This is a genomic window from Pseudomonas yangonensis, assembly GCF_009932725.1.
Classification (GTDB): Bacteria; Pseudomonadota; Gammaproteobacteria; order Pseudomonadales; family Pseudomonadaceae; genus Aquipseudomonas; species Aquipseudomonas yangonensis.
The window spans coordinates 1-534 of the sequence record NZ_BLJU01000262.1; the positions used below are offsets into that span (position 1 = coordinate 1).

Consider the following 534-nt stretch of genomic DNA (forward strand, 5'->3'; position numbering starts at 1 on the left):
GTGGACCAGCGCGGTGAGCTGCGGGTCGTGGAACTGACGCCACCAGCTGGCCAGCGACTCGGCATCGGCCGGGTGGGCGCCGGCGGCGCTGAACCAGGTATCCGGCAGTTGCGGCGCCGGATGCTGCGGGGCGCTGGAGCAGGCGCTCAGGGCCAGGGCGAGCAGCAGCGGAGCGGCCAGGGCCTTGGCAGTCATGCGGTTTCCTCCGGGCGCACTTTCATCAGCAGCAGGTACAGGCAGGGCACGGCCAGCAGGAACGGGTCGAACAGCAGCGGCACCATGCCCAGCACCGTGGTGCCGGCGGCCATCGTCACCGGGCGCAAACGCGAGGCCGAAGCCTCGATGATGGCGGTCAGGCGCGGCACCTCGGCGGCGATCTGCCGGTCGATTTCGTCCACCAGCACCACGGCGTTCTTGATCAGCATGCCGGTCAGGATGAGCAGGCCGAGCACCGCCATGCAGCCGAAGGCCTGACCGGTGAGCCGCAGGCCGAAACTCACTCCGCAGATGGCCATGGGCACCACCTGTCTCTTA

At 69.5% G+C, this 534-nt stretch carries 1 protein-coding gene and 1 pseudogene; both read right to left on the reverse strand.

Annotated features, from left to right (window positions below; genetic code table 11):
• Positions 1 to 195: pseudogene (locus GYB81_RS24270) on the reverse strand (efflux transporter outer membrane subunit); the annotation flags it as partial.
• A partial coding sequence (locus GYB81_RS24275; RefSeq protein WP_161898035.1) for an efflux RND transporter permease subunit occupies positions 192 to 534 on the reverse strand: 343 nt, incomplete at its 5' end. The gene GYB81_RS24275 and the pseudogene GYB81_RS24270, both read right to left, overlap by 4 nt.